The sequence below is a fragment of the Serratia sp. X10 genome (assembly GCF_017811775.1).
Classification (GTDB): domain Bacteria; phylum Pseudomonadota; class Gammaproteobacteria; order Enterobacterales; family Enterobacteriaceae; genus Serratia; species Serratia ureilytica.
The window spans coordinates 314,375-333,760 of the sequence record NZ_JAEIOH010000001.1; the positions used below are offsets into that span (position 1 = coordinate 314,375).

20 protein-coding genes are annotated in these 19,386 nt (G+C 60.5%); 14 read left to right on the plus strand and 6 right to left on the minus strand.

The genetic code is table 11. The features are described from left to right. The first annotated feature begins 2 nt into the window (after positions 1-2). The gene (locus J9788_RS01575; RefSeq protein WP_182264698.1) at positions 3-779 is read left to right on the plus strand and encodes a metal-dependent hydrolase; all 777 of its coding nucleotides are present in this window, start codon (positions 3-5) and stop codon (positions 777-779) included. 343 nt (positions 780-1,122) lie between these two features. Further along, entirely contained in the window at positions 1,123-2,556 is a 1,434-nt protein-coding gene (gene ptsG / locus J9788_RS01580) for a PTS glucose transporter subunit IIBC (protein WP_019455831.1), read from the plus strand. 56 nt (positions 2,557-2,612) lie between these two features. Here the strand turns inward: ptsG and J9788_RS01585 are convergent, their stop codons facing one another. Together J9788_RS01585 and mntR are read right to left on the minus strand one after the other, a co-directional pair. Continuing rightward, a complete protein-coding gene (locus J9788_RS01585; RefSeq protein ID WP_046899270.1) occupies positions 2,613-2,978 on the minus strand; it encodes a DUF4180 domain-containing protein in 366 nt (121 codons plus the stop codon). Between the two features lie 14 nt (positions 2,979-2,992). Continuing rightward, on the minus strand, positions 2,993-3,463 hold the full coding sequence (mntR, locus tag J9788_RS01590; protein ID WP_016928182.1) for a manganese-binding transcriptional regulator MntR: 471 nt from the start codon (positions 3,461-3,463) through the stop codon (positions 2,993-2,995). Positions 3,464-3,693: 230 nt separating this feature from the next. Between mntR and J9788_RS01595 the strand changes: the two genes are divergently transcribed. After that, positions 3,694-4,998: an Nramp family divalent metal transporter gene (locus J9788_RS01595; RefSeq protein ID WP_046899271.1), complete on the plus strand. Its 1,305-nt coding sequence runs from the start codon at positions 3,694-3,696 to the stop codon at positions 4,996-4,998. Positions 4,999-5,007: 9 nt separating this feature from the next. On the opposite strand, the gene J9788_RS01600 is transcribed toward J9788_RS01595, so the two are convergent. Next, positions 5,008-5,913: a LysR family transcriptional regulator gene (locus tag J9788_RS01600; protein WP_046899272.1), complete on the minus strand. Its 906-nt coding sequence runs from the start codon at positions 5,911-5,913 to the stop codon at positions 5,008-5,010. A gap of 158 nt (positions 5,914-6,071) precedes the next feature. Here J9788_RS01600 and J9788_RS01605 point away from each other — a divergent pair, with 158 nt between their 5' ends. Continuing rightward, the gene (locus J9788_RS01605) at positions 6,072-6,590 is read left to right on the plus strand and encodes a DUF4440 domain-containing protein (protein WP_046899273.1); all 519 of its coding nucleotides are present in this window, start codon (positions 6,072-6,074) and stop codon (positions 6,588-6,590) included. A gap of 50 nt (positions 6,591-6,640) precedes the next feature. Here J9788_RS01605 and J9788_RS01610 read toward each other — a convergent pair whose 3' ends face one another. Next, a complete protein-coding gene (locus J9788_RS01610; protein WP_182264697.1) occupies positions 6,641-7,390 on the minus strand; it encodes an SDR family oxidoreductase in 750 nt (249 codons plus the stop codon). Positions 7,391-7,489: 99 nt separating this feature from the next. On the opposite strand from J9788_RS01610, the gene J9788_RS01615 reads away from it, so the two are divergent. Beyond that, positions 7,490-7,867: a helix-turn-helix domain-containing protein gene (locus J9788_RS01615; protein WP_080350253.1), complete on the plus strand. Its 378-nt coding sequence runs from the start codon at positions 7,490-7,492 to the stop codon at positions 7,865-7,867. Here the strand turns inward: J9788_RS01615 and J9788_RS01620 are convergent. After that, a complete protein-coding gene (locus tag J9788_RS01620) occupies positions 7,864-8,769 on the minus strand; it encodes a transporter substrate-binding domain-containing protein (RefSeq protein WP_182264696.1) in 906 nt (301 codons plus the stop codon). The genes J9788_RS01615 and J9788_RS01620 overlap by 4 nt on opposite strands. A gap of 221 nt (positions 8,770-8,990) precedes the next feature. Here J9788_RS01620 and hinT point away from each other — a divergent pair, with 221 nt between their 5' ends. From hinT to J9788_RS01665, 9 genes are all read left to right on the plus strand, one after another. Beyond that, positions 8,991-9,341: a purine nucleoside phosphoramidase gene (gene hinT / locus J9788_RS01625; protein ID WP_004928776.1), complete on the plus strand. Its 351-nt coding sequence runs from the start codon at positions 8,991-8,993 to the stop codon at positions 9,339-9,341. An 11-nt stretch (positions 9,342-9,352) separates the two neighbouring features. Then, positions 9,353-9,742, plus strand: a complete 390-nt coding sequence (locus J9788_RS01630; protein WP_025302428.1) for a YcfL family protein — start codon at positions 9,353-9,355, stop codon at positions 9,740-9,742. A 26-nt stretch (positions 9,743-9,768) separates the two neighbouring features. Then, a complete protein-coding gene (lpoB, locus tag J9788_RS01635) occupies positions 9,769-10,359 on the plus strand; it encodes a penicillin-binding protein activator LpoB (RefSeq protein ID WP_182264695.1) in 591 nt (196 codons plus the stop codon). After that, complete coding sequence (thiK, locus tag J9788_RS01640) at positions 10,340-11,206, plus strand: thiamine kinase (protein ID WP_182264694.1); 867 nt, start codon at positions 10,340-10,342, stop codon at positions 11,204-11,206. Before lpoB ends, thiK begins: the two co-directional genes overlap by 20 nt. Positions 11,207-11,243: 37 nt before the next feature. Continuing rightward, positions 11,244-12,263, plus strand: coding sequence for a beta-N-acetylhexosaminidase (gene nagZ, locus J9788_RS01645; RefSeq protein ID WP_182264693.1), 1,020 nt, complete (start codon positions 11,244-11,246; stop codon positions 12,261-12,263). A 79-nt stretch (positions 12,264-12,342) separates the two neighbouring features. Next, positions 12,343-12,885, plus strand: a complete 543-nt coding sequence (ycfP, locus tag J9788_RS01650) for an alpha/beta hydrolase YcfP (RefSeq protein WP_015377468.1) — start codon at positions 12,343-12,345, stop codon at positions 12,883-12,885. A gap of 332 nt (positions 12,886-13,217) precedes the next feature. Continuing rightward, on the plus strand, positions 13,218-14,522 hold the full coding sequence (locus tag J9788_RS01655) for an NAD(P)/FAD-dependent oxidoreductase (RefSeq protein ID WP_004928794.1): 1,305 nt from the start codon (positions 13,218-13,220) through the stop codon (positions 14,520-14,522). A gap of 356 nt (positions 14,523-14,878) precedes the next feature. Further along, positions 14,879-15,415 carry a glycine zipper 2TM domain-containing protein gene (locus J9788_RS01660; protein ID WP_004928798.1) on the plus strand — a complete coding sequence of 179 codons (537 nt, stop codon included), beginning with the start codon at positions 14,879-14,881 and terminating at the stop codon, positions 15,413-15,415. Between the two features lie 265 nt (positions 15,416-15,680). Next, entirely contained in the window at positions 15,681-16,160 is a 480-nt protein-coding gene (locus J9788_RS01665; RefSeq protein ID WP_046899281.1) for an Rrf2 family transcriptional regulator, read from the plus strand. A gap of 65 nt (positions 16,161-16,225) precedes the next feature. Here the strand turns inward: J9788_RS01665 and sdeB are convergent, their stop codons facing one another. Continuing rightward, positions 16,226-19,369 carry a multidrug efflux RND transporter permease subunit SdeB gene (gene sdeB / locus J9788_RS01670; protein WP_042784219.1) on the minus strand — a complete coding sequence of 1,048 codons (3,144 nt, stop codon included), beginning with the start codon at positions 19,367-19,369 and terminating at the stop codon, positions 16,226-16,228. Positions 19,370-19,386 lie beyond the last annotated feature (17 nt).

The following is a 19,386-nucleotide window of genomic DNA, read 5'->3' on the forward strand; positions in this document are numbered from 1 at the left end:
TTATGTTGTTAGTCGATTCTCATTGCCACCTTGACGGCCTGGATTATCAAACGCTGCACCAGAATGTGGACGATGCGCTGGCCAAGGCCAAAGCGCGCGACGTCGGCTATGTGCTGGCGGTCGCCACCACGCTGCCGGGCTACCGTTCCATGACCGAACTGATCGGCCAGCGCGACGATGTGGCCTTCTCCTGCGGGGTGCATCCGCTCAACCTGGAAGAAGGCTATGATTATGCCGAGCTGCGTCGCCTGGCGGCGGCGGAGCAGGTGGTGGCGCTGGGGGAGACCGGGCTCGATTACTTCTACCAGAAAGACAACCTTGAGCTGCAGCAGGACTCTTTCCGCGAGCATATCCGCATCGGCCGGGATTTGAACAAGCCGGTGATCGTCCACACCCGCGATGCGCGCGCGGATACGCTGGCGATCCTGCGTGAAGAGAACGCACAGGACTGCGGCGGCGTACTGCACTGCTTCACCGAAGATCTGGCCACCGCCGAAGCTTTGCTGGATCTGGGCTTTTACATCTCTTTCTCCGGCATCGTGACCTTCCGCAATGCCGAACAGCTGCGTGAAGTAGCCCGCTATGTGCCGCTGGACCGCATTCTGGTGGAAACCGACTCGCCTTATCTGGCGCCGGTGCCGCATCGCGGCAAAGAAAACCAACCCGCCTATGTGCGTGATGTGGCTGAATACATGGCGATATTGAAGGGCGTTAGCCTGGAACAACTGGCCGAAGCGACCACCGCCAACTTTTCACGCTTATTTCACCTCGATCTGTGATCTTTGACCTAGGCTATAGCTGTAGGTCATTGTCTGCATAATTTTTTTTGAGCTCGTAATTAATCACTGAAACGGGTAAGGTTCCCTCCCGTTTCAGGTTGTTCGGTGCGTATTTTTTGGCCTTTTTTGCCAAAAAACAGCCGGTTTATGCAAAGTTGCTGCGGCTCGATCATCGAAACGTGATTGTCATCAAACATTGCGCAGGCTATTTATTTTACTCTGCGTAATAAATTCAAGGGGTGCTCAGACACCCTGAATTGCAGGGGTTTTTCTCCCCCCCTTGCAGCGCGACCAATCGCGACAAGAAGTAGCAAAGCATTATTACTCAGGAGCACACTCAACTATGTTCAAGAACGCATTTGCAAACCTGCAAAAAGTAGGTAAATCGCTAATGCTGCCGGTGTCCGTGTTGCCTATCGCAGGTATCCTGCTGGGCGTCGGCTCCGCCAACTTTAGCTGGCTACCTGCGGTAGTCTCCCACGTGATGGCGGAAGCGGGCGGTTCGGTCTTCGCCAACATGCCTTTGATTTTCGCTATCGGCGTCGCCTTGGGCTTCACCAACAACGACGGCGTTTCCGCGCTGGCGGCGGTGGTGGCTTACGGCATCATGGTGAAAACCATGGCGGTGGTTGCGCCGCTGGTGCTGCACCTGCCGGCTGAAGAGATTGCGGCCAAACACCTGGCGGATACCGGTGTGCTCGGGGGGATTATCTCCGGCGCCATCGCGGCCTATATGTTCAACCGCTTCTTCCGCATTCAACTGCCGGAATACCTTGGCTTCTTTGCCGGTAAGCGTTTCGTGCCGATCATTTCCGGTCTGGCGGCGATCGTTCTGGGCGTAGTGCTGTCCTTCATCTGGCCACCGATCGGTACGGCTATCCAGACCTTCTCGCAGTGGGCGGCTTATCAGAACCCGGTTGTAGCCTTCGGCATTTACGGCGTGGTTGAGCGTGCTCTGGTGCCGTTCGGTCTGCACCACATCTGGAACGTACCGTTCCAAATGCAAATTGGTGAATTCACCAACGCGGCGGGCCAGGTATTCCACGGTGATATCCCTCGCTACATGGCGGGCGACCCGACCGCGGGCAAACTGTCCGGCGGCTTCCTGTTCAAAATGTACGGTCTGCCTGCTGCGGCCATCGCCATCTGGCACTCGGCCAAGCCGGAAAACCGCGCGAAAGTCGGCGGCATCATGATCTCCGCCGCGCTGACCTCGTTCCTGACCGGTATCACCGAGCCGATCGAGTTCTCCTTCATGTTCGTTGCGCCGATCCTGTACGTGATCCACGCTATCCTGGCCGGTCTGGCGTTCCCAATCTGCATTCTGTTGGGCATGCGTGACGGCACCAGCTTCTCGCACGGCCTGATCGACTTTATCGTACTGAGCGGCAACAGCAGCAAAATCTGGCTGTTCCCAATCGTCGGCATCATCTACGGTCTGGTGTACTACACCATCTTCCGCGTGCTGATCGCCAAGCTGGATCTGAAAACCCCGGGCCGTGAAGACACCGCTGCCGAGCAGACTGCGCAGGGCGGTTCCGAAATGTCCGCAGCGCTGGTTCAGGCCTTCGGCGGTAAAGAAAACATCACTAACCTGGATGCTTGCATCACCCGTCTGCGCGTCAGCGTGGCCGACGTGTCCAAAGTTGACCAGGCGGGCCTGAAGAAACTGGGCGCAGCTGGCGTAGTCGTCGCTGGCTCTGGCGTGCAGGCCATCTTCGGCACCAAGTCTGACAACCTGAAAACCGATATGGACGAATATATCCGTAATCACTGATTCAGGCAGGGGAGTTACCAAGGGAGGCGAAAGCCTCCCTTTTTTATTGCCTTTCGTCAGGCGCCAAGGCGCTGTTCGAGTTCGGCGAGAGAAGGGAGGAACCAGACCTGTTCGCCGCGATTGGCTTCGCGCACAAAGTCTTGCAGCGCGTTGCTTTGCGCTAACCAAGGGGTGATATCGCCCAGCAGGGCCACACGCAGGCGGTAGTTGATGAATTTCTGCAATACGGCGCCGGCCATGCCGCTCCTCAGCTGGAAGAAGGCGGCGTCGAGGCGGCTGACGGGGAGGGCAATCATCCCGGCCTCGTGTTCAAAGGCGGGCGCGATAAACAGGCTGACGTCGTTTTCGCTTTTCAACATCGGCCCGGCTTCGGCGAATACCACCAGGCGCTGATCGTAGACTTGCTGCACGGCGTAGCTCATCGGTGCTCCGGGAGTCAGGGTTTGGCATGTTTTTGCAGGTAATGCTCGAACACCGCCAGCGTTTCGTCCGAAATATGGTGTTCAATCCCTTCGCTGTCCAGCTCGGCGGTTTCGCTCGGCACCCCGAGGCACATCAGCAGATCGACCACGATGCGGTGACGGCGGCGCACCTTCTGCGCCAGTTGCTCGCCTTCCTCCGTTAAAAACACCCCGCGATAAGGGCGCGATTCCACCAGCCCGGCGCTTTTGAGCCGCGCGATATTTTTGATCGCCGTCGGGTGAGAGACGCCGAAGCGGCGCGCGATATCGGTGGTTCTGGCTTCACGGGTGCTTTGCAGCAAATCGGCGATCAGCTCAACGTAATCTTCGATCAGCGCATTGGACTGCGCTTCGCGGGCGCGGCTAAAACGCAGGGCGTGCTCGGCCTCGTCCGGCATGTCGGTCTGGGCGTGGCGGTCGGCGTTATCTGGCGCGCGGGTAACCATAGCGTGGGGCGTCCTGTAAGCATAAAAATGGCGTCTCCCGGCAATGCGGGGAGGGTTGCCCTAAGTTAGTCCAAATAGCACACATTATCAATTCGATGCCATGCATTGTGGTAGTTAGAAATATCTCTACACAAAGCCCATTAATTTCGCCTGTTGCATAAAGTGTAGCCGATGCTACATTGTCAGCATGAACGGTGGAAAAATAACCAGTAAAAGATTAAGGGTACTTCATGCGAGACGCGGCAACCCCCTCATCGTTAACCGAACGGACAAACATCGCGATTGGCGCCGCCCTTGCCGGGCGCAAGCGCGGCGCCTTCACGCCGCTGCTGTTCGCCGGCCCGGCGGTGATTGCCTCTATCGCCTATATGGATCCCGGTAACTTCGCCACCAACATCCAGGCCGGGGCGAAATACGGCTACAGCCTGCTGTGGGTGGTGGTGATGGCCAACCTGATCGCCATGCTGTTCCAGGCGCTGTCGGCCAAGCTCGGCATCGTCACCAACCGCAATCTGGCGGAGATGTGCCGCGACCAGTTTTCACGGCCGGTGGTGATCGGCATGTGGCTGCTCAGCGAAGTGGCGGCGATGGCCACCGATCTGGCGGAGTTTCTCGGCGGGGCGATCGCGCTGGCGCTGCTGTTCCACATGCCGCTGCTGGCGGGCATGGGGGTGACGGCGGTGATCACCTATGCGCTGCTGATGGTGGAGAAAAAAGGTTTTCGTCCGGTTGAACTGATGATCGGCGGCCTGGTGGGCATCATCGCGCTGTGCTACCTGGTGGAGATGTTCATCGTACCGGTGGATTGGCAGGCGGCCGGCATCGGCATGGTGACGCCGCAGTTGCCCGACGCGCAGGCGCTGACCATTGCCGTCGGCATTATCGGCGCCACCGTGATGCCGCACGCCATTTTCCTGCACTCGGGGTTGACCCAGCACCGCAGCCCGGCCAGCGACAACGGCGAGCGGCGCAAGCTGCTGCGCTTTTCCAATATTGAAGTGGTGATCGCGCTGGCGCTGGCCGGGCTGGTGAATATTGCGATGGTGATCATGGCCTCGAGCGCCTTCCACGCCGGTAACAGCGACGTGGCCGAAATCGGCACCGCCTACCATACGCTGACGCCACTGTTCGGCGCGGCGGCGGCCGGTATCTTCCTGGCGTCGCTGATCGCCTCCGGCATTTCCAGTTCGGTGGTGGGCACCATGGCCGGGCAAATGATCATGCAGGGCTTCGTCGGTTTCCGCATTCCGGTGTGGGTGCGCCGCCTGGTGACCATGGTGCCGGCGTTTATCGTGGTGGCGATGGGCGTCAACGCCACCGACGCGCTGGTTTACAGCCAGGTGGTGCTGAGTTTGGCGCTGCCGGCGCCGATGATCGCGCTGGTGATGTTCACCCGCCGCCGCGACATCATGGGCGAGTTCGCCAACGGCCGCTGGACCAGTCTGGCGGCGGTGGTCGGCACGGTGGTGATCGTGCTGCTCAACGCGGTGTTGTTGCTGCAGACTTTCGGCGTCGATATCCCTGGATTGGGGTGAGCTGCGCGATCAGGGCCTGGCGAATTTTTCGGCGAACAGCTCGCTGATGAAGTCGACGAAGACCCGAATTTTGTGGCTGCGATCCCGCAGGCGCGGATAGAGAATATTGATCGGCGCCCCGGTGGGCGCCCACTCCTGCAGTATCGGCTCCAATTCCCCCGTCTTCAGATAATTTTCCAGCGTGCAATCCAGCAAGTAAACCAGGCCGAGGTGATTCCTGGCAACCTCGCACAGCGATTGGGAATGGTTAAAGCTCAACAGCGGGCTGGGCGCCAGAGAGTAGCGTTCGTCGCCGCGAATGAACTGCCAGTCATCCGCCGCCGCCGCGCCTGAACGGATAAATCCCAGCCGCTGGTGCTGTTGCAGTTGTTTTGGGTGTTCCGGCCGGCCGTGGCGCGTAAAATAATCGGGAGACGCACAGCACAGATAGCGTGGTTGCAGCAATTGACGGCTGACCATCTCGGGGATGTCGCCGGCGCCGATGCGAATAAATACGTCGGCGCGATCTTCCGCCGGATTGACCAAGCGATCGCTGACCGACACGCTGAGCTGCAATTCCGGGTATTGTGCCAAAAAAGCCGGCAGCGCCGGGGCGATATGCATGCTGCTGAGCATCGAGGCTATCTCGACCCGCAGCGGTCCGCGCGGTTGTTCAAAGTCGCCCGACAGGTCGTTTTTCAGCCGGTCAAACTGCTGCAGTATCGCCTGCGCGGTGCGGTAGCAACGCTCCCCGGCGCTGGTCAGGGAGAAGCGCCGGGTTGAGCGTTTGAAGAGGGGCTGCCCGAACTGTTTTTCAAGCTGATTGATGCTGTACGTGACGCTGGCCGGGGAGAGCCCCATTTTGGTTGCCGCCTGGCTGAACCCCTCCATTTCTACCACCTGGCAGAACACGCGTAGCGCATGCAGTTCATTCATGTTAACGGCTTCAATTATTTAAATTATTAAAAGAGTATTTTTAAATATGCCGGCTGTCAATTTAACGCGGCATTGGATAGTTTATTTTCAGCGTTTTTATTCATCTGAAATCGCATCCTGTATTGCCATAATGAAATAACGCCGAAGAGGATATTTATATGAGAAAGTTAACTGCCGTATTGTTATTGGCGGGAGCAGGCTTGTGCGGCCAAACGTATGCCGTAGGCAGCGAGGCCGCGCCACAAAGTTACAGGGTTTCCGCTGATGCGGGCGTTGCGGCTGAGCAGAAGGCGGTTTATCAGCTGATAAACCGATATCAGACAGCGCTTAATGCCGGCGATACTCAAACTATTTTGTCACTTTTTGCACCACAAAGTTATTCGCAGTGGAACGAAAGGCCGACGGCGGACAGCAATGAAAAGCGCCGCCAACAATATGACGACCTATTTAAGAAAGAGAAATTTGAAACCGAGTTCGTGTATGACAGCGTTAGCGTGAACGGTAATATGGCCTATGTACGCACGCACCATCATCGCGGCGCAACGGTCACCCGAATAAGCGACGGTGCCACCCTGATCGATTTAAATCGTGAAGTATTTGTATTGGAGAAACAGCAGGGGCAGTGGAAGATCGTAGTCTACACCTTTAATACCAACCCGATTCAAGGGGTGAGCTGAGTGGCACCTGATAAAGGCCGCATAAGCGGCCTTATTGTGCTGCGCGATAGTTAAAGATTCCCCACGCCGCCGTCCATCTGCAGCTCGGCGCCGACCATAAAGGCCGACTCATCCGCCGCCAGAAACACCGCCGCTTTGGCCAGCTCCAACGCGCTGCCCATGCGGCCGATCGGCACCAGCGCGCGGATATCGTCGCGCAAGGCCCGCTCATCCGCTTCCGCCAGCCCCAGCTTACCCAGCGCCGGGGTTTCGGTCGGGCCGGGGCTGAGGCCGTTGACGCGAATGCCGCGCGCGTGCAGCTCGCCGGAGAGCGTTCTGGCCAAAGATAACAAACCGGCTTTGCTGGCGGCGTAGGCGCTGCTCTGCGGCAGGCCGATATGGGCGCTGATCGAACCGCACAGGATCACCGAAGAAGGGTTGGCCAGCAGCGGCAGCAGCGCCTGGATCAAAAAGAACGGCCCCTTCAGGTTGATGTCCATCAGCCGCTGATAGCTCTGCTCATCCCACTCCTGCAGCGGGCGATGCGTGACGTCGCCGGCGTTAACGTACAGCACGTCCAGCCGCGGCCACCGTTGCTCCAACTGCTGCGCCAGCGCGCGCTGCTGTGGGATGTCGCCGGCGTCGCTCAGCAGCAGCAGCGCGTTGCCCGCCAATGCCTGGCCTGCAGCGTCCAGGGCGCGTTGGCTGCGGCCGGTGATCGCCACTGTTGCGCCCTCGGCGATGAACTGGCGGGCGGTTTCCAGCCCGATGCCGCTGGTGCCGCCGGTAATCAATGCGTATTTGCCTTGCAGTCGTGACATAACCGATTCCTCTTTAGCGTCTGTTGCGGCATTATTTGCGCTATAGTTCCTTTTGCATAGTAGGCACCTTTTGGATACTAAAGGGCGAGGTGGGATGAAATGACGACGCAAGCGCCCTTAACGGCGGAAAATAATTTGGCGACGTTGCCGACGGCGGGGGAACCCTGCCCGATGGTGGACTTCGTCAATCTGGTGTCGGGCAAATGGGCGATACCCATCCTGTACCGGCTGATCATAATCGATGGCCCGGTGCGATTCAGCGAGCTGCAGCGGGCGGTGGCACCCATCGCGCAAAAAGAGCTGACGCGCCAGCTGCGGCTGTTCGAACAACGCGGTCTGGTGACGCGGCAGGTGTATCCCGAAGTGCCGCCGCGGGTGGAGTATCAGGTCACCGCGCTGGGCAAATCGCTGCGGCCGACGCTGGACTCGCTGGCCGAGTGGATGCGTCGGCATGCCCCGCAGCTGATCGGCGGTTAGTCGCCGATGCCCGGCGGGTTGATGGTTGAACGCTCGACCTTTTCGTCGCCTTCGCCCCAGCGTTCCAGCACCTGCGCATATTCGCCGCTGACGATCGCACCATTGATCGCGGCGTTGACGGCGTTCACCAATCCGTTGCCTTTTTTGGTGGTGACCGCGACGTAGGCCACGTTGGGGCCGATGCCGACCATTTTGGTTTTGCCGGTCAGCGCCGCCTTGTAGGCGCCGGTGGAGTGGGGGCCGAAGAACGCATCGGCGCGCCCGGACTGAATGCTGAGGTTGGTGGCGGCGTCGTCGGTCACGTAGATCGGCTGTACCGGCGGCAGCCCGGCGGCGCGGTTCTGCTTATCCCATCCCAGCAGAATGTTTTCCTGATTGGTGCCGGATCCGACGATGATCCGCAGCCCGGCCACGTCCTGCGGGCGATTGATCGCGGTGATGTGGCTGGTGGATTTGACGTAAAAGCCCAGCGTATCCACCCGGTAGGTGGCGAAGTCGAATTTGGTTTTGCGCTGTTTGGTGACGGCGATGTTGAAGATCGCCGCATCGTATTTGCCCGCGCTGATGCCCAGCGGCCAATCTTCCCAGGAGGTGGGCACCAGATTCAGCTCCAGCCCGAGGCTGTCGGCCACCAGGCGGGCGATGTCCGGATCGCTGCCGATCAGCGTTTTATTGTCTTCGGCGAACAGCGCCAGCGGCGGCGAGTTCTCGAATGCTACCGCCACCGTCAGCTTGCCGGGCACCGCGAAGTGAAAGTCCGCCGGGATCAGCGCGATAGCGGCGGGGTTTTTCTCCGTGTGTATCGGCTCTCGGTTAGCCTGCAGGTCGATACCGCCCGACGGAGCCGCCTGCACGGCGGCGCTCAGCAACAGCGCGCACAGCGCCGAAATTCTCGGTAACATAACGCCCTAGATCCTTTGTTAATCATGGGGTTACTATTGGCGGCGGCGCGGGGCAAGTAAAGCAACATTAGTGAATAACCAAAGTGAAAAGATGCACAAGCGGGGGGCCGGGCTGCGCGAATCTGCAGCACTCGACGTGGAAAGTGCGCAATCAGGTTGAAAGCAGTAGAATTTGTCACTCATACTGCGTACAGCTAATTGTGTAAAACAAGGAACGCCAGATGGCCGAAGAAACGATTTTCAGTAAAATTATCCGCCGCGAAATCCCTGCTGATGTGGTTTACCAGGATGAACTGGTCACCGCTTTCCGTGACATCTCCCCCCAGGCGCCCACCCATGTGCTGATCGTTCCCAACGTGCTGATCCCAACCGTCAACGACGTGACCGTGGAGCATGAGGCCGCATTGGGCCGCATGATCACCGCCGCGGCGAAAATCGCCGAACAGGAAGGCATCGCCGAGGACGGCTACCGCCTGATCGTCAACTGCAACCGCCACGCCGGTCAGGAGGTCTATCATATTCATATGCACCTGGTCGGTGGCCGCTCGCTGGGGCCGCTGCTGTCACGTTAAGCGAGGAAATCATGCGCGGTAAAAAAACTCTGCGTTGTCTGATGGCGTTGGCGCTGCCCGCCGCGTTGCTGATGGGGTGCAGTTCGCCATCCGGCATCGCGGTTAACCGGGGGCAAACGGTGGTGATGGATCCTTCGGTGCTGACCGCCGGCATTTTTGCCGATACGCCCTCTGTCTCGAACGCTTCCGGGCGGGTGATGGCGACTTCGGTGCTCAATAACAGCCAACCGACGCCGGTCACCGTGCATTATCGTTTCTATTGGTACGACGCGCAGGGGCTGGATATTCGCCCCTTCGAGAAACCGCGTGAGATCGTCGTGGCGCCTAACTCGGACGCCAAAATCTACTCGATTAACGGTAATCTGGAAGCTAAAAGCGCGCGTCTGTATCTGTACCTGTAAGCGCTTGCCAGGTTTGGAGAAAAAGCATGAAAAAGTACGTCTTAGTGGCGCTGGCCGCATTCACCCTGAGCGGCTGTCTGTCGCGCCCGCCTGAGCCGGATCAGCCGTTGCCACCGGTCACCGTCGAACCGGAACAGCCGACGCCGCCGGTCGAGCAGCCGCAGCCGCCAACCACCGAGCCGGTGCCGCAGCCGCCGAAAATCCAGCAGCTTGACTGGCTGGGCAGCGTTCAGCCGCTGGTGAATCAGATGCTCAAGGCCGATGGCGTCACGGCCGGCAGCGTGCTGCTGCTGGATAGCGTCAAGAACAACACCAACGGCTCGCTGCAGATGGGCAAAGCCACCGCGGCGCTGTATAAGGCGCTGGCGTCGAACTCCACCTTCAGCGTGGTGCCGGAAGTGAAGCTGACCAGCGCCAGACAAACGCTGGGCCTGTCGGCGGATGACAGCTTCGGTTCGCGCAGCAAGGCGATTGGCCTGGCGCGCATAGTCGGCGCGCAGTACGTGCTGTACAGCGACGTCAGCGGCGACGTGAAGTCGCCGGCGCTGGATATGCAGTTGATGCTGGTGCAAACCGGCGAGATCGTCTGGTCGGGCAATGGCGCCGTTAAACGCTGAGGCCGCGCTGCGACAACTGATGGAAACCAGACTGCCGGCGGTGAATACCGCCGGTTGTCATTTCAGCCCGGTGCAGGGGCTGACCGGCGAGAGCTGGCGCATCGACGGATCGGACATCACGCTGCTGGCGCGGCAAAACAGCGCGGAGAAACGCGCGCTGGGCGTGAGCAGACGGCGGGAAGCACGGGTCTTGCGTCGCTGCGCGTCGGGGCTGGGGCCACGGGTTTTCGCGCAGAATAATCAGTGGCTTGTCCTTGAATGGCTTGAAGGTGACATCGTCACAGAAGCTGAGTTTGACGCGCTGAATCAACGCGGCGAGCTGGCGGCGATGGCGACGACGTTGCATCGGCGGCCGCTCAGCGGTTACCGGCTGGATCTGCGGCGGCAGTTCATTCGTTACTGGCAGCAGCTGGATGGGCGGCGTCTAACCCCCGCCTGGCTGCGTTGGCAGCGTCATTTCTTACGCTGCGCGCCGCCGCGGCCATTACGCCTGGCACCGCTGCACATGGACATCCACCCGGGCAATTTGCTCGCGACCGGCGAGGGGCTGCGGCTGATCGACTGGGAGTATGCCGCCGACGGCGATGTGGCGCTGGATATCGCCGCGCTGTTTCGCGGCAACGGCTGGGCGGCTGAGCCGCAGCAGCGCTTTTTGCAGCACTACGCGCGTCAGGGCTATCACGACGTCGCCCGGCTGCAGGCCCAGGTGCAGCGCTGGCTGCCGTGGGTGGATTATCTGATGCTGCTGTGGTTTGAAGTGCGCTGGCAGCAGAGCGGCGACGTTGAATTTTTGCGCTGGGGCGCGGCGCTGCGCCGGCAATTCTGTTTATCATCATCCGAATTCTGAACGAACAATATGAAGTGAGGTGCCCGTGGGCCCAGTAATGCTAGATGTCGCCGGCTACGAGCTGGATGCAGAAGAACGCGAGATTCTGAAACACCCGCTGGTTGGCGGATTGATCCTGTTTACCCGTAATTTCCACGATGCGGAGCAGCTGCGTGAGCTGGTGCGCCAGATCCGCGCCGAATCGCACGATCGGCTGGTGGTGGCCGTGGATCAGGAGGGCGGGCGCGTGCAGCGCTTCCGCGAAGGCTTCACCCGCTTGCCGGCGGCGCAATCGTTCGCCGCCTTGAACGATGCGCAAGAAGGCGGCCGCCTGGCGCAGGAGGCCGGCTGGCTGATGGCGGCGGAGATGATCGCGCAGGATATCGACATCAGCTTTGCGCCGGTGCTGGACATCGGCCATGCCAGCGCGGCGATCGGCGAGCGTTCGTTCCACAGCGATCCGCAGCAGGCGTTGGCGATGGCGGAACGCTTTATCCTCGGCATGCGCAGCGCCGGCATGAAAACCACCGGTAAGCACTTCCCGGGGCACGGCGCCGTCAGCGCCGATTCGCACAAGGAAACCCCGCGCGATCCGCGGCCGCTGGCGCAGATCCGCGAGCATGACATGGCGATCTTCCGCGAGCTGATCAATCGTCAATTGCTGGACGCCGTCATGCCGGCTCACGTCATCTATACTGAAGCGGACCCGCGTCCGGCCAGCGGCTCGCCGTACTGGCTGCAGCAGATCCTGCGTCAGGAGCTGGGCTTCGACGGCGTGATTTTCTCCGACGATCTGTCGATGGAAGGCGCCGCCATCATGGGCAGCTACGCCGAGCGCGGCCAGGCGGCGCTGGATGCCGGTTGCGACATGATCCTGGTGTGCAACCACCGCGAAGGTGCGGTCAGCGTGCTGGATAACCTGTCCCCGGTCAAAGCAGAGAAGGTGAAGCGGTTATATCATCGCGGTCAGTTCACCCGTCAGGAACTGCGCGACTCCGAGCGCTGGCAGCAGGCGCACAAGGCGCTCAGCGCGCTGAGCGAACGCTGGGAGGAGCACAAGCAGCGTTCGCAAGGGTGAACCCAGGCGCCGCATCGCGGCGCGGAGCGGAAATGATGAGGGCCGCGCCCGCGGCCCTTGGCTTGTTGCGAGGATCCACATGATTATCTATTTGCACGGCTTCGATTCCACCAGTCCCGGCAATCATGAAAAGGTGTTACAGCTGCAGTTTATCGATCCGGATGTGCGCTTTATCAGCTACAGCACGCTGCACCCGCGTCACGACATGCAGCATCTGTTGAAAGAGGTGGACAAGGCGGTGCAGCAGGGCGGCGATGCGCACCCGTTGATCTGCGGGGTCGGCCTCGGCGGCTTCTGGGCGGAGCGCATCGGCTTCCTGTGCGGCATTCGCCAGGCGATGTTCAATCCCAACCTGTACCCGGAAGAGCACATGCACGGCAAGATAGACCGGCCGGAAGAGTATCGCGATATCGCCACCAAGTGCGTGGAGGATTTCCGCGAGAAAAACCGCGATCGCTGTCTGGTGGTGCTGTCGCGCCACGACGAGGTGCTGGATAACCGGCGCAGCGCCGAATTGCTGCATCACTACTACGAGATCGTGTGGGATGAACAGCAGACGCACAAGTTCAAAAACATCTCGCCGCATCTGCAGCGGCTCAAGGCGTTCAAGGCGCTGGGTTAACAGTTTCATAACGCTGCCGCGAGCCGCGCTCCCCGTTTTTCACCGACGGAAAGTGCGGCTTTTTTGTGCGCCAAAGCCAGATTTTGCGTGGCAATCGGCAAAATTTAAAACTGTGACTCAGCGCTAACTATTTGAATCGCAATCCCCAAAAAATGCCCTCGTCCAGCCTTTAACCAAATAAAATTGATGTACGTCAATTTTGGTATGACCAAATAACCTCACATGCTATTCTGGCTGCAGAGAGCCGATTTATTTTACGCGAACCCTATGTATTCTAAGGATATTATTTATTTACCCTGAGATAACAAATGGTTCACATTTAGGGGGTTATTTTGACAACGCCAAAGAAGAAAATCGTTATTGTCGGCGGCGGCGCCGGTGGTCTGGAGCTGGCGACCAGCCTGGGCCATAAACTTGGCCGCAAGAACAAAGCCGAGATCACGCTGGTGGATCGCAACCACAGCCATTTGTGGAAACCGCTGTTGCACGAAGTGGCGACCGGCTCCCTCGATGACGGCGTGGATGCGCTCAGCTACCTGGCGCACGCGCGCAATCACCATTTCAGCTTCCAGCTGGGGTCGTTGACCAACATCAACCGCGAGACGCAAACGCTGCAGCTGGCGCAGATCTGCGACGAGCAGGGCGGCGAGCTGGTGCCGGCGCGCGAACTGCCGTACGACATCCTGGTGATGGCGCTGGGCAGCACCTCAAACGATTTCGGTACGCCGGGCGTGAAAGAGCACTGCATCTTCCTGGATAACCCGCATCAGGCACGTCGTTTCCACAACGAAATGCTTAACCTGTTCCTGAAGTTCTCGGCGCAGCCGGGGCAAAAAGAGCGGGTCAACATCGCCATCGTCGGCGGCGGCGCCACCGGCGTTGAACTGTCCGCCGAACTGCACAACGCGGTGAAACAGCTGCACAGCTACGGTTTTGAAGGCCTGGACAACAGCGCGCTCAACGTGACGCTGGTCGAAGCCGGCGAGCGCATTCTGCCGGCGCTGCCGCCGCGCATTTCCGCTGCGGCGCACCAGGAGCTGATCAAGCTGGGCGTGCGCGTGCTGACCAACACCATGGTGACCAGCGCGGACGCCAAAGGCCTGAATACCAAGGGCGGCGAGTTCATCGACGCCGATCTGATGGTGTGGGCGGCAGGCATCAAAGCGCCGGACTTTATGAAGGACATCGGCGGCCTGGAAACCAACCGCATCAACCAGTTGGTGGTGGAGCCGACGCTGCAGACCACGCGCGATCCGAACATCTTCGCCATCGGCGACTGCGCCTCTTGCCCGAAAGAGGGCGGCGGTTTCGTGCCGCCGCGCGCCCAGTCGGCGCACCAGATGGCCTCACGCTGCGCCACCAATATTCTGGCGCTGATGAACGGCCAGACGCTGAAGCCTTACGTGTACAAAGACCACGGTTCGCTGGTGTCGCTGTCGCGCTTCAGCACCGTCGGCAGCCTGATGGGCAACCTGATGCGCGGCTCGATGATGGTGGAAGGGCGCATTGCGCGTTTCGTCTACATCTCGCTGTATCGCATGCACCAGGTGGCGCTGCACGGCTACATCAAAACCGGCCTGATGATGCTGGTGGGCGGCATTAACCGGGTGATCCGCCCGCGCCTGAAGATGCACTGATCCCGCCGTTGTCGATCAACCCGCGCCGGTTCGCCCGCGCGGGTTTTTTTATGGCGGCGCGAGGCTAACGGCGGCGGTTGCTTGATTCTTCAGCATAAGTTGTCGCCGACATGGGTAAAATTCTTAAGATTCCTCCTAAACAACGGCAAAACGGCCGTTTTCCCGCATTTTTGGTCCCCTTGTCTTATTGCGAGCCCTCAAATCATTGTGCAGACTTTACCTCGTTTACAGACGGCGCGTCGCGCACGCCGTAAACCGGGATACCGCAAGCCGCCCATGCGCAAAATAATAAGCGCGGTGCCATGCCGGTAACAGACCCGGAAAAAATGCGTGGTAACACTTTCAGGAGGTTTCCTGTGAACAAGTCAATGTTAGCCGGTGTTGGGATTGGCATCGCTGCCGCTCTGGGGATTGCCGCGGTAGCCAGCCTGGACGTCTTTTCTGCCGGTCCGCAATATGCGCAGGTGCTCGCCGCAACGCCGATTAAAGAAACCATCAAAACGCCGCGTCAGGAATGCCGCAACGTCACCGTCACGCACCGTGCACCGGTGCAGGATGAAAACCGCATCGCCGGTTCTGTGCTGGGCGCAGTGGCGGGCGGCGTGATCGGCCACCAGTTCGGCGGCGGTCGCGGACGCGACGTGGCGACCGTGGTGGGCGCATTGGGCGGCGGCTACGCCGGTAACCAGGTGCAAGGGGCGATGCAGAACAACGACGTCACCACCAGCGTTCAGCAGCGTTGCAAAACGGTCTACGACAAGTCTCAGAAAATGCTGGGCTATGACGTGACCTACAAGATCGGCAATCAGCAGGGCAAGATCCGCATGGATCACGATCCGGGCACCCAAATCCCATTGGATAAAAACGGCCAACTGGTGCTGAACAGAGCCTGATCGACGCATTCGAATTAAACCCGCGGGCAGTGTTAGTTCTGATCGTTTAACTCGGTTAAGCGAGCGGCGTTAACATTGACGCGGGTTTCTGCTTTTTGTCTGCCCGCGAATTCGACGATCGTTCTAATGTCTGCGTGCGATATCACTGGACAAAACTTCAAAAAAGCCCCCGCGTTTGTTATATTATTGTGCGATTAAGCGGTGTGTTCGGCGCTAATCGCCGCACCGGCCAAACCCGAGTATTTCGTCTCGCAGAGATAACGACATGTTAGATTTTCGCTTTCCGACAGCGTTGCAAATGGTCCTTAGCGTCGCCGTAGCTGAGAAGCAGGGCATGCGTTCGACGAGCGCCACGCTCGCCGCCACTCTGGAAGCTAACCCGAGCTTTATCCGCAAACTGATGGTGCCGCTGACCAAAGACGGCATCATCGTTTCCACCCTGGGCCGAAACGGCTCTATCCACCTTGGCCGCCCGGCGGAAGAGATTACCCTGCGGGATATCTACCTGGCGGTGATCGACGACAAGCGCATCTGGGCCTCACGCCCTGAAGTGCCGGCCCGCTGCCTGGTGAGCGCCAACGCCTGTTGGTATTTCAAATCGGTGGTGAACGAGGCCGAGCAGGCTTCGCTCGCGGTGCTGGCGCGCCACACCGTGGCTGACTCGCTGGCCGAACTGGAGCGGGGCGACAAGCGCGCCTGTGCGGAATACGTCGCCGCGCAAGAGGCCGAAACCGCCGATAAATAATCGCGGTTCTGATGCATAAAAAAAGGTCGGGCAATGCCCGACCTTTTTGCATGTTAAGACGAGGATTACGCCGTCTGCGTCTGCGTTTTGCGCGCCACCAGGCGGCGCAGGGTGACGTAGAACACCGGCGTCAGGAACAGCCCGAACAGCGTGACCCCCAGCATGCCGGAGAACACCGTGATGCCGGTGACGCCGCGCACTTCGGCGCCGGCGCCGTGGCCGAGGATCAGCGGGATGGTGCCGGCGATGAAGGCGATGGAGGTCATCACGATCGGTCGCAACCGCAGGCGACAGGCTTCCAGCGCCGCCTCGACGATGCCTTTGCCTTGCATTTCCAGCTCGCGGGCGAACTCGACGATCAGAATGGCGTTCTTGCAGGCCAGCCCCATCAGAACGACCAACCCGACCTGCACGAACACGTTGTTGTCGCCGCCGGTCAACCACACGCCGAACAGCGCCGACAGCATGGTCATCGGCACGATCAGGATCACCGCCAGCGGCAGCGTCCAGCTTTCATACAGCGCCGCCAGCGCGAGGAACGCCAGCAGTACCGCGACCGGGAACACCACCAGCGCGGCGTTGCCCTGGGTCGATTGCTGGTAGCTCAGATCGGTCCACTGGATGTTCATGCCGTTCGGCAACAGCTTGCCGGCCATTTGCGTCAGCGCGCTCATCGCCTGGGTAGAGGAGAGGACGCGCGGATCGGCGTCGCCGATCAGGTCCGCCGCCGGGAAACCGTTGTAGCGGATCACCGGATCCGGGCCGTAGGTCGTGCCGATGCTGACCATACTGCCGATCGGCACCATTTCGCCTTTGTCGTTGCGGGTACGCAGGTTGGCGATGTCTTCCACGCTGTCGCGGAACTGGCCGTCGGCCTGCGCCATCACCTTCCAGGTGCGGCCGTAACGGTTAAAGTCGTTGATGTAAGACGAACCGAGGTAGGTCTGCAGCGTGCTGAACAGCGCATTGAGCGGCACCCCCTGGGCCTTGGCCTTGTCGCGATCGATTTTGGCGTCCAGCTGCGGCACATTGGCCTGATAAGAGGAGATCGGGAAGCCCATGCCCGGCGTTTGCATAATGGCGCCGGACATCGTGTTGATCGCGGTCTGCAGCGCGCCGTAACCCAGCCCGCCGCGATCCTGCACGTACAGCGAATAGCCGGAACCCTGGCCGATGCCGAGGATCGGCGGCGGCATGATCGAGAAGGCGAACCCTTCCTGGATCTGCGAAATGCGCGCGTTGATCTCGGCGTTGATCTGCGCCGCGGTGCGGGTTCGGGTGCTCAATGACTCCAGCGCGAAGAACACCGTGCCGGTATTCGGCGTATTGGTGAACTGCAGCGCGTTCAGGCCGGGGAAGGCCACCGCATCGGTGACGCCGTCCACGCTCAGGCCGATGGCGCTCATCTTGCGGATCACCGCATCGGTGCGCTCCAGCGAGGCGCCTTCCGGCATCTTCACGCCGCCAATCAGATACAGCTTGTCCTGCGTCGGGATAAAGCCGCCGGGCACGGTCTTGAACATCACCCCGGCGGCGACCAGCAGCAGCAGGTAGACGACGAACACTGCGCCGCGTCGACCCAGCACGCGGGATACCCCGTGCTGATAACGCTGCGAGCCGCTGGCGAAGAAGCGGTTGAACGGCCGGAACAGCCAGCCGAACAGCCGGTCGATCAGGCGCGACGGCAGATCTTTCGGCGCGCCGTGCGGCTTCAGCAAGCGCGCCGCCAGCGCCGGTGACAGGGTCAGCGAGTTGATGGCGGAGATCACCGTCGAGATGGCGATGGTGACGGCGAACTGTTTGTAGAACTGGCCGGTAACGCCGGAGAGGAACGCCATCGGCACAAACACCGCGCACAGCACCACGGCGATGGCGATGATCGGGCCGGAGACCTCGCGCATCGCCTGGTGCGCCGCCGCCAGCGGCGACAGCCCCTCTTCGATGTTGCGCTCGACGTTCTCCACCACCACGATGGCGTCATCCACCACGATGCCGATCGCCAGCACCAGCCCGAACAGGCTGAGGGTGTTGAGCGAGAAGCCGAGCAGATACAGCGCGGCGAAGGTGCCGACCACGGAGATCGGCACCGCCAACAGGGGAATGATCGAGGCGCGCCAGGTCTGCAGGAACAGAATGACCACCAGCACTACCAGGATCACCGCTTCCAGCAGGGTGTCCACCACCGCGCGGATCGAATCGCGCACGAACACCGTCGGATCGTACGGCGATTTCCAGCTCATGCCGTCCGGGAAGCGGGTCGCCAGCTCGGCCATCTTGCCGCGCACCGCGTCCGACAGCTCGATGGCGTTGGCGCCCGGCGACTGGAAGATGCCGATGCCGACCGCATCCTTGTTATTGAGCTGGGCGCGCAGCGCGTAGCTTCCGGAACCCATTTCGATGCGCGCCACGTCGCGCAGCCGCACGATCTCGCCGTTATCGCCGCTCTTAAGAATGATGTTGCCGAACTCTTCTTCGGTTTGCAGGCGGCCCTGTGCGTTGATCGACAGCAGATAGTCGCTGCGCGTCGGCATCGGCTCCGCGCCAAGCTGGCCGGCGGAGACCTGCACGTTCTGCTCCTGCATGGCGCTCACCACGTCGGAGGCGGTCAGCCCGCGCGCGGCGACTTTGTTCGGATCGAGCCAGATGCGCATTGCGTATTCGCCGGCGCCGAAGATCTGCACCTGGCCGACGCCCGGCAGGCGAGCCAGTTCATCCTTGACCTTCAGGGTGGCGTAGTTGCGCAGGTACAGCGAGTCGTACTTGCCGGAAGGCGATACCAGATGCACCACCAGCGTCAGCGCCGGAGACTGTTTCTGGGTAGTGATGCCCTGGCGGCGCACGTCCTCCGGCAGGCGCGCTTCGGCCTGCGCCACGCGGTTTTGCACCTGCACCTGCGCCTGATCGGGATCGGTGCCCGGGCGGAAGGTGACGGTGGTCACCAGCACGCCGTCGGAACCGGCGACCGATTTCATGTACATCATGTTTTCGACGCCATTGATCGCTTCTTCCAGCGGCGTCGCCACCGTTTCAGCAATCTCTTTCGGGTTGGCGCCCGGGTATTCGGCGCGCACCTGCACGCTGGGCGGCACCACGTCCGGGTACTCGCTGATCGGCAGCAGCGGAATGGCGATCACCCCGGCGACAAAAATCAGTATCGACAGCACCGCGGCGAAGATCGGCCGGTCGATGAAAAAACGGGAAAAGTCCATGGGTCAGAATTCTCTGC